General features: G+C 46.1%; 6 protein-coding genes. 1 reads left to right on the top strand and 5 read right to left on the bottom strand.

What is annotated here, in order from left to right; translation table 11 throughout:
• Positions 1-1224, top strand: a 1224-nt coding sequence (locus WEIDD23_RS04255) for an XRE family transcriptional regulator (protein ID WP_242865422.1), incomplete at its 5' end; no start/stop codon positions are given.
• A 65-nt stretch (positions 1225-1289) separates the two neighbouring features.
• Here the strand turns inward: WEIDD23_RS04255 and WEIDD23_RS04250 are convergent.
• The 5 genes from WEIDD23_RS04250 to WEIDD23_RS04230 all read right to left on the bottom strand — a co-directional run.
• Positions 1290-4874 carry a KxYKxGKxW signal peptide domain-containing protein gene (locus WEIDD23_RS04250; RefSeq protein WP_062358783.1) on the bottom strand — a complete coding sequence of 1195 codons (3585 nt, stop codon included), beginning with the start codon at positions 4872-4874 and terminating at the stop codon, positions 1290-1292.
• Positions 4875-5182: 308 nt separating this feature from the next.
• Positions 5183-6481 (bottom strand): hypothetical protein, encoded by a 1299-nt coding sequence (locus WEIDD23_RS04245; RefSeq protein WP_010373558.1) that lies wholly within the window; start codon positions 6479-6481, stop codon positions 5183-5185.
• 32 nt (positions 6482-6513) lie between these two features.
• The gene (locus tag WEIDD23_RS04240; protein WP_010373556.1) at positions 6514-6858 is read right to left on the bottom strand and encodes a hypothetical protein; all 345 of its coding nucleotides are present in this window, start codon (positions 6856-6858) and stop codon (positions 6514-6516) included.
• A gap of 465 nt (positions 6859-7323) precedes the next feature.
• A complete protein-coding gene (locus tag WEIDD23_RS04235; protein WP_010373553.1) occupies positions 7324-8094 on the bottom strand; it encodes a M57 family metalloprotease in 771 nt (256 codons plus the stop codon).
• A gap of 86 nt (positions 8095-8180) precedes the next feature.
• Positions 8181-9504: hypothetical protein (locus tag WEIDD23_RS04230; protein WP_082778310.1), on the bottom strand; the 1324-nt coding region annotated here is incomplete at its 5' end.

The raw sequence follows: 9504 nt of genomic DNA, 5'->3' as shown, positions 1-9504 counted from the left end.
ACCGCAGCCCGAGCGCGTAAATATCTAGACTTTGTCTTAACACAAGTATCAAATATGCGAGGCCGGCCATTTGCTGGTGAATTTGCCATCATGAAACGGTTGGCTAATATTTCCCGACTCTACGTCATGGGCAATGTTGATGCCGCCCAACGCGCCTTCGATTCTTTCTTCGGGGCCGCTAAGCGTTTGGATATGGACCGCCTTTACGCATCCCCAAACATGCAAACGTTCAACGTCTACTGGAAGAAATTAACTTCGCACGCCCCTGAGAAATTGCAACCAACTGCTGCGGACACCGTTCTCGTTGGATTAGACGACTCGGCTGGCGTCTCATTTGCAGAAGTTCCGATGGGGGCGGCGTTTGAATACATTATGAAGCTGAAAAAGTTATCGGTTCACGAATTTGAGACGGCCGGTATGAGTCACTCTAAAATTTACCGAGTTCGGAAGAACTTAGCCGAATTTGACGTGAACGACTTATTCGCAGCCATGATGGCCGCCCGCTTAGATGTTCGTGATGTCGATGTGTATCTAACAACTAATTCAACCGCCTACGGACGCAGTCGCTTTGGCATGCGTCATTTATCAGTTGATGAGATGCAACTCGCCATTACTGATTACGAGAATTTGTATGCTGAGACTGGCTTCGATGTTTACAAAGAAATTGCCTTTGAGTTCCGTGGCACCGTCTTGAAACATACCGTGCCACATTGGCTTCAATCTGAAGAACTGAAGCAACTCTCAATGGAGGTATCCGACCATTTAGGTCATTTCGACACGTGGCATGAAGCACAACAACGTTTAGCTGCTTGGCCAATGCTGAACCAACCGGATTCGAATTTGATTAAGCGTTGGATGGATCAGACTGTTGATTTTGGTCATTATATGGAAACATTCCGTTATCCGTATGACCCAATTTTAATCAACTATGATTCGCCACTCATCCAGGCCGTGCTAAACAAAGACGCTGACCGTGCCGAAGCAATTTATGCACGTCAGTTTGCTGAATACCAGCATCGACCAGACATGCACATCTACTTTAATTATCGCTGGCATATGCTCTTAAATGCCGAATTTATCAAAGTTCTGCGTGAGGGATATGTCATTCCATTGACCATCGATAATTTGCTAAAAGATGTTGAAGTAATAACTGGGGAGCGCGATTTCATTCAACCTTATCAAGAATTGTTAACGATGTTGAAGGAAGTTTATCCCGTCTATTAATACACAAAGAAACCCCGTCGCCATTCCATAATCGGAATAGCGACGGGGTTTTAATTTACATTTAATTAGGCGGTTGGTTGAATAAGTTGTGCTGCATTCAACCGAGCGACTGCATCAACAGCATTGACAACTGACGCTTGTGCACGTGTCGTTTCTGCTTCATCATCCAACAACTCACGTAAGTCCATCTTAGCTTCGTCAACCGCTAAAATCTGATCGATGTACGCCATCTCGTACTGCTCCTGATTTTGCATCGTGAATCCATCCGGTACCACGATGCTCATCACTGGATTGTACTCCATTGTTGCTTCACCATCCATCTCATTCATCGGTGCCGACGCTTGTTGCAATTGCTGGAACTTCTGACTAACATTCAAAGCCACGATATCTGACAGGGCGTTTTCAACATGCTTAACAGCCTGTTCGACCTGACCAATTGTCGCACCATCATCCATTGCCTCTTGCAGGGCCATCTTAGCATCCTCGAGTAGTAAGACGTGGTCAATATATGCTTCTTCGTAATCGTCTGCATCAATATTAGCAAACCCAGCTGGCGCAGCAATCATATTAGCAGGCTCATGATCCAACGTTTGTGACCAAACATCATCTGCTTGATACGTCACACGCCCATCGGTAATCTGCGTCGCTTGCTGTGCAACCATAAAGCGTTGCGCTTCATTTAAGGCCACTACCGCAGCTAATGCACGACTAACTGCTTGGCCATGTTCAGCCAGAGAACGCGTTGTCGCATTGTCATCGATAGCCTCTTGTAACAGCATCTTCGCCTCATCGACAGCAATCACTGCGTCAGCATAACGCTCAGCATACGCTGCTTCATTGACATTAACCGTCCCAGCTGGCGCAACTAATTGAGCAGCTGGCTCTTCACCCAAAAAGCTAGCGTAAGTTGTCCCCCAATCAGCCCAGTTAGCTGGTACATCGGCATCGCGTGCTAACAGGTCGGTTGTCGGTGCATAATTCATTGCCACTGACTTCAAATCGGCCACTGGCAATTGCTCTGGCGCTTGCATGTCACCAAGGCGGAACCCAGCAAATGATAATGGCACAATCGTCAAAGCCACCATACCGATAGCTTGTGCAATGGCAACCACCAGTGTGGGCATTTCACCAACAATCGTATCCGTTTGACTAGCTTTCGTCCACTTCATACCATCAGCTAGCAGACTTTGCATGCTGACCGGTGTCGTGGTCGTTACTTGCCGTGCAACACGCTGTACACCGTTAACTGACTTATTAGGCGTTGCCCATTCGATAACAATGGCCTTATCGTCCAATTGTGCGACACGTACATGACTACCCTGTGGCAGACTGTGTGCCAATAATTTGTTAACTGCCTGCAAAACATCATGTTGCTTACTATTATTTGTATGTGCCAACTGTGCCACTAATTTTTGTAGCACCGCACTCCGCACAACCATCCGTTGGACAGTCGTTGTCGCAGCATGTGTCGCCTTAGAATTAGTCAACGCAACATGCGGTACGGCTCGATCAACGACCATCTTTTCGGCAAGCTGCGTCCGGGCCACCTTCGTCTGGTTATGGTGAGTCTGATGTGACTCCGCCTTGCTAGACTGCTCAGATTTTGGTGTCGTTGCGTCAATCCGTGCACTAGAACTTGGTGTGACTGGCGTAGCTGGTGCAACTGAGGCAACACTTACACTTGATGTCCCAAGCGATGATGCGGCTGACGATGATTCTGATACTGCCGACGAAACGCTTGAAGAAGCTGTCGAACTTGGTGCCGAAGCAGGCAAGGTACTTGGCGTGGTCACATCACCCCCCTTGTCAACGACCATTGGATTAATCAACGAAAACGCTGGCGTCGTTCCTTGATCAACTAATGTCACACCCATTTGTGAACTAGAATCACCGGTGATGGCCTTAATTGCCAACGCCATCGTGGCCACATTTTTTGCACCCACAACCATTGATTGCTTATACGAACCGTCAACTGCCTGAACCGTTAACACCCCTGTACCATCACCATTTGCAACATAGCTTATCGTAACAGGCACAACTATGTTTGGTGTTACTGCCGTCCCTAAATCATTAGAACCCGCAGTTTGTACATCTGTCGCAAAACTATCAGCCGTCATCCCTGTTTTAGTCGTCACTGAGTGATTTATAAAATCAAGCCCTGAGCCCACGTGATAACCAACATATTGTGTCCAAATGGCATTCCCATAACTGGTATACCCCAGCGTGTGCCCACCAAGTTGGGCCACCAAGTCAGTAATCGCTTGGGTATTCGTCATAGCTGTGCCATCAGGGTTAATATTTGCTGGTAACAGCTCACCAGCAGCATAAGCGATATCGTTCTTCACAACATCATTGGCGGCATAAACTGTCCCATCAGGGGCGGTAAAGCCGGACTTCAATTGCGTACCAGCCTTAATAACGGTGCCGTTTTCAGGTGCCGTCAATCGGAAACCAGCCTGGGCAATCGTATTAGCAAGATTAGTGATGCCATCACCATTATTTGCATTCAGGTCAAGACCCCAAGCAAACGCTCCCCTAACACCATCAATTCCCAAACCACCACCATTATTACCGGTCGTTGCAGCTGCTTTAGGATCAACTGGCAACAGTGTAAGACCTAAGAAATCACCAAAGACGTGGTTCATATCTTGTAGATTGGCCAAGTCCAATTCAAGATTTAACGTCCAATTTGCCTTCATATCAACTTGCTTGTTAAACGTTAATGCACCTTGTTGTCCCTTATTGGTCGTTAATGTATAGACTGATCGTGACTTATTCGTTGCCGCAATACTAGCATAATATGAAGCGGTTGCCACTAAACTAGCATAAGTTGCACTTGCACTTCGATTATAGCCGGCTACTGTCTTAGCTGAGTCGGCCGCTAAAGACGCCATCATCGCCAATGAACTAGCCATAGCTGGCGTCAGAGTTGTCATAACCGCTTGTGACTTTGTCGCCCCCGATGTCACCGCCGTAAAGTGCGAACCCACCGTTTCTTGGCTAACTTGCGTATCCGACGCAACGTTGCTTGTAGCGGTCTTGGCGGCAGGTGCAACTGAACTAGCGACGTCACTTGACGTAGCCGCCGGCAATACTGCCGCGTAAGACACTGGGACGTGAACTGCTGACAAACTTTGCGCCGTCGCAGTTACTTGCGCCATGGCGCTTTGATCATCACCATCTACAACACCTAAATCAACTGTGCTGTCAACTGATTGACTAGTTTCACCTGATTGTTGCGATGAACTTTGCACACTGACCGATGAACTTACGACGGCAGAACTTGATGTCACAACTGACGACACCATTGATTGACTTGATTGATCACTGACACTACTAATCGATTCATCGCTTGCGATTGCTGATGAATTTTCATTTGCAGATGTCGATGCTGTGCTAGCGACTGAGGTAGCCGCTACCGTTAAATTCGATGCACTATCAACGTTGGGCGCTATTTGATTGGTTGTGGCCGTAGCTGACGTACTGGTTTGCTCAGCTGGTGTCACATCAGCTGAAACGTTCACTGGCATCAAGCCGCCCAGTCCAACTGCAGCGGCAAAGATTCCCGCAACGACCCAACGCTTACCGTCTTTATACATCTTAAAATGTTTTTGTGTTGGTTCTAATGCTTTGAAAGACTTGAAATTCATTTCCCAAACTTCCTCTCTGTTTTCTTAAAGCGGTTCGCGTTTGGCCTGAGGATATCAGAAAAGGCCACCCATCTTACTAGTAGACGCGTGACCTTTTCTCATTTCCACAGTACAAAACACCTACGCAAAAAGCGTAAACTCTGTGTATCATACCAACTACCATTCCATGTTTATTATTATAACAGGTTACTGTGGTTATGTATAAAAAATAAGCAAAAAACAGCGGTAGAATGTGTCGCTTTTGAAACATTCTACCGCTGTTTTTAATGTTTGTGATAAGTGGCTTTACACTAACTGGTTAAGCCACTTTATTGTAATAGGTTTTTAAAGATTGTTAACTTTGACAAGAGCATCTGAGCAGCAACCGCTAATGCACTCATACCAACAGATAACGCTGAAAACGTCCGCGCTTTGTCGTTCCACATTGAAGGCTTTGGCGCGTCAGCCGTTGAACTTAATAATGACCCCTTTTTAACAACCGTTGTGTCATTTGGCTGATCACGCTTAGTGCTTGGCTTTGCTGATGCAAGACCCGGCGCACTTACTGGCGTCGTTTGCGCTGGTTGTTGCAACGCTGCTGCTGCGTCAATGACCGCACTTGCAGACGTTGGCGCTTGCCAATCAATTTGCTTAGTTGGCGCAATTGTTGTTGCCATCTTAGGCAAGTTAATAATTGCGGCTGGCTGGGTTGCCAATGCTGGCAGGATAACCTGGGTTACCCCGTTTGATTGTGGCACAACTGGTGTGGCCTCAGACTGAACACCCGTATCACTGGCAGCAACTGCAGCCATACTTGCCGGTGCTGATGCCGCTGAACTGATTGCACTAGATGGTGTAACCGTCGCTGACTCACTGGCCTCTGAAGCAGATGATGCGACTGATTGGGATGGCGCTACCGTGATACTTGATTGTGAAGGTACGTTGGATACCACCGGTGTCTCGCTAGCTACCTCTGACGTCGTATCACTAGGCATCGTTACTGCTGAAGATGATGCCGGTGCTTGTGAAGTGACCACCGATGACGGCGCCTCACTTGGCGTTGTCACGACTGCAGATACGCTGTGTGATACCTGAACAGATGACGCACTCGGTGCAACAGACGAAGCGCTTGACGCTACTGACCCAGGATCAGTTGCTGCAGATGAATTTGCATCTGACGTTGCGCTAGATGACGCTGGGTTGTTTGATGCAAAGGCAGCCCCCGTCAATGTGAAGTGAGCAACTGAGCCTTGAATGGCAGATAACGTCACGTATAGTTGACCGCCTTGTACCATTGCGATTTGATCCTGATCAGAAGATGATACTCCAGTTGCAGTAACGCCGGCTGGCAATGCAATCAACTGCATGCCTTCCAAGTTACCGTCCTGGCCGGCATATTCAATGCTTGATCCGCCGTTAGTACCATCTGACTGGAACCAGGTAACTGGGTTTCCTGCATCATCAACCAAATTAATCACAATTTGCTTTTGATTAGTACTTGTTGCCGATTCAAGTCCTGATGTATATGGTGAAGCTTCAACCAATTTCTCTTGTTGAACGAGCAATGTTCCCGTGGCTGCCAAACCAACGAGTGCCGTCAACACAATTTTTTCTCTCTTTAATGTCATGTCTGACGCCCTCTTTCGTCCCACAAACATTCCTAATGAATGGTATAACTCAGTGCAACTGCTTTAAATATCCAAGCAATTGCCAAGAACACCAACGGAATATTCGCTAACAAACCTTTCGCAATTCCCCGAAGGAAAATTGTATAAACCAGTCGCGCAATTGATGCCAAAATTGCTGTGGTCAGTACCGCCAATGATAACGTAATCCACAAACGTGAATTCGGTTGTATAAACATATCGAACACACTAGTGACGAAATACAAACCGATCATCACCATAATATTTTGGCCGCGCTGGTTAATTCTCTTTCTTAATGTTTTCCGGTACGTCTTCTGATCGGAGACGCCCGACTTTGTTTTTGATACCATATTATCCATTTCGCGTTCCCTTAGTTTCCGAATGTATCTTCATTCTAACCGAAAGCAACTTGTGTGCATATGGTCTTGCCTTCTCTTTACGTCCCAGTATAGCAACACTTTCCACTATCCAGGATAAAAAAGTTAGTGTTTAACACAAAAACGGGTAAACTCATTTGAATTTACCAGTCATTGCTAACATCACACTAGCTATTAAGAAATGAATTGACTGATCGAGTGTTGCAAAAAGATCGCGTCTTTTCAATTAGGTATGGTGTGGTATGAGAGAAAAGTCAACCGCTCCACCAGCCAATTCATTTCTTAACATGTATAAGTGTACCCCCGCCTAACCTTCATATTTGGTTTCTTCCCCAAATTAAGCTCTATAACTATGGTTTTCCAAGTAACCTAAAAAAAGAGCTGAATTCTATGCGAATTCAGCTCAAATCTGGGACGTTTTTGCCATTTGTCCGTTATTTTTTCAAATTAACTTTGCAGTCCAGCTAAAACTTTCCGACGCCAAGCAACCAATCTGATGATAATTGCTAACGAAGCGACTGCCAAGGCCGCAACCATGCCCCAAAAGAGCATAGGCAAATGGGCAACTCTGGCTGAAAACATCGACATGCGCGTTGTAACGAACTGACTATTTGCCATCGATGTATTCTTATCTAAATCACTTAAAGCTGCCGTCGACACTTGCCACGGTAACTTAGTCGCGTCTAAGTGTGTAATCGCTTGATTCGGCCCCGTGTTCACTGGGTACATCAAGTCATTCTTGTTGTTCAAAGTGTGTCGTAGACCCATCGCGTGGCCCATCTCGTGGGCGATAACGCTGGCTGTGTAGTCAGCTGCCGTCTGGTATGAGGTCAACTTAAAATTAGTGAATATTCCTTTTGTAAAAATGACAATCTTTTTGGTGCCAGCTACATCCGATGTTTCGCCTAAAACATCAGCTGCTACTTGGTTTCCTTTCGCATGGCCCGCAATTTCTTTTGTATCGTTAAATTCAATCGTGATTGTCGTGGCGTCCGATTGCGCATCAGCTGCCTGAAAGAGGCTTGGTTCGTGCAAGGCTGTCGTCCACATCGTTTCAGCGGCCACAACAGCTTTGCGCTGGTTTGCCGTACCAGCTAACACATTCACGCGATACCGCGCCTGATTAACGGTGTCAGCATGGGCTGTATGACCAGCAACCAGTAAGACACCAAGCAAACTTATCACGATTCGGAATAAAACATGTTGCGTTACACGCATCGTATTCAACCTCATCTCAACTCAATTTCTTTCCCGTATTGGATTATACAGTGCCAAGCACTTTTTTCAAGCATTTCGTTTCACAATTAGTAAGCCGGATAGACCTCACGAATTGCGTCCAAAATCGCTAAATAAGGCACAATAAATCGACGTTCGCCAGTCACGGTCTCAACATCGCGCAAAACACCTTCGATTGTCATCGGCACCACGAAACCATCTTGAACAACTTTTAGCAGCTGTTCGTTCAACAATTTATGCCAACGATAATTGAAGTAGATTTGCAAATCAGGGCGTGCCTGGTATTCTGCAAACAAGCGTTGGTAGACTTCTTGCGCCTTTGCAACATCCTGTCGTAAGATCGCCTGCATTAAAACCGGATCAAAATTAATTAAAATCGGATCGTACGGATACTTAAACACCTGTGCATTGCGAGTGAACGATAACAAAATTTCCATCCGTTGACCAACGCCAACATCAGTCGTTTCATCCAAAAACGCCCACGAAGCAAGCCGGTGTTGCGACTCATGCCATTCATCAAAATGTTCCAAATGGGTTTTAACGTCGTCAGACAATTGTTGTAATTCTGGTGATGTCAGCCAATTCTTGACCGTATTTTTAATGACTACACCCCGGAATTCAAGACTCATTTCCATATACAAATCTAAGCCGGTTTCTTCAGCTAAGGCTTCGTACTTGGTGATCGCCTCTTGTAACTCCGTCAGACTTAGGTGTCGCATACCAAACCGTGGGCGCCCCATTGCAGCCGAACTGGCCGTTAAATATACGTCAATATCACGGACATCCAAACGGGCGGCCAACATTCCCGCAAACAAATCTTCCACATCAAATTCAGCTAGGTTTTTACGAACCCGATAAATTTTAGAGTGACTCATCCCCGCCAGCTCAAATTCATGGACTGATAATTTCTTAAGCTTCATGATAAAGGCAAATGCTTCACCCATACCAAAAACGCCAAAATCAACCGTTTCAATTTCAGCTGATTTTAGGGCTGTATCAGATTCCTGAAGTTTGCTTGGGTCAATCGAAATCAATCGCTTCCAAAATGTTTCGAAATCCAACAAGTTGGGGGACACCCATAAGCGCTGAACATCTAATCGCTTGGCTGCCCCATTAAAACTATCGAACGCGCGTTTAGCCGCATCCACATTACCACTTTGGTACAGGCGCACAATCGACACGAAGCGTTTCATAATCGAAAATTCAGATGTAAATGGGCGCCCTTGTAAAGCTTCAATTTGTTCAATGACAAAACTCAAGTACTTTTGGGCTCGTGCTGTCGAACTGATGGCATATGACAAAGCAGTTGCGTGCACTTTTACCATCAACTCAATACCGTCAGCCGGATTATAATTTTCATAAGTTCGCAATGAAACGGCAAACACCTCATAC

The organism is Weissella sp. DD23, from assembly GCF_001579105.1.
GTDB lineage: Bacteria > Bacillota > Bacilli > Lactobacillales > Lactobacillaceae > Weissella > Weissella cibaria.
Note: the sequence above shows the minus strand (reverse complement) of the source record. Positions and strands in the feature narration are given on the sequence as shown.

Excerpts from the sequence above, each read along its gene's own strand:
- WEIDD23_RS04250 (WP_062358783.1), bottom strand. The coding sequence starts at position 4,874 with ATGAATTTCAAGTCTTTCAAAGCATTAGAACCAACACAAAAACATTTT.
- WEIDD23_RS04245 (WP_010373558.1), bottom strand. The coding sequence starts at position 6,481 with ATGACATTAAAGAGAGAAAAAATTGTGTTGACGGCACTCGTTGGTTTG.
- WEIDD23_RS04240 (WP_010373556.1), bottom strand. The coding sequence starts at position 6,858 with ATGGATAATATGGTATCAAAAACAAAGTCGGGCGTCTCCGATCAGAAG.
- WEIDD23_RS04235 (WP_010373553.1), bottom strand. The coding sequence starts at position 8,094 with ATGCGTGTAACGCAACATGTTTTATTCCGAATCGTGATAAGTTTGCTT.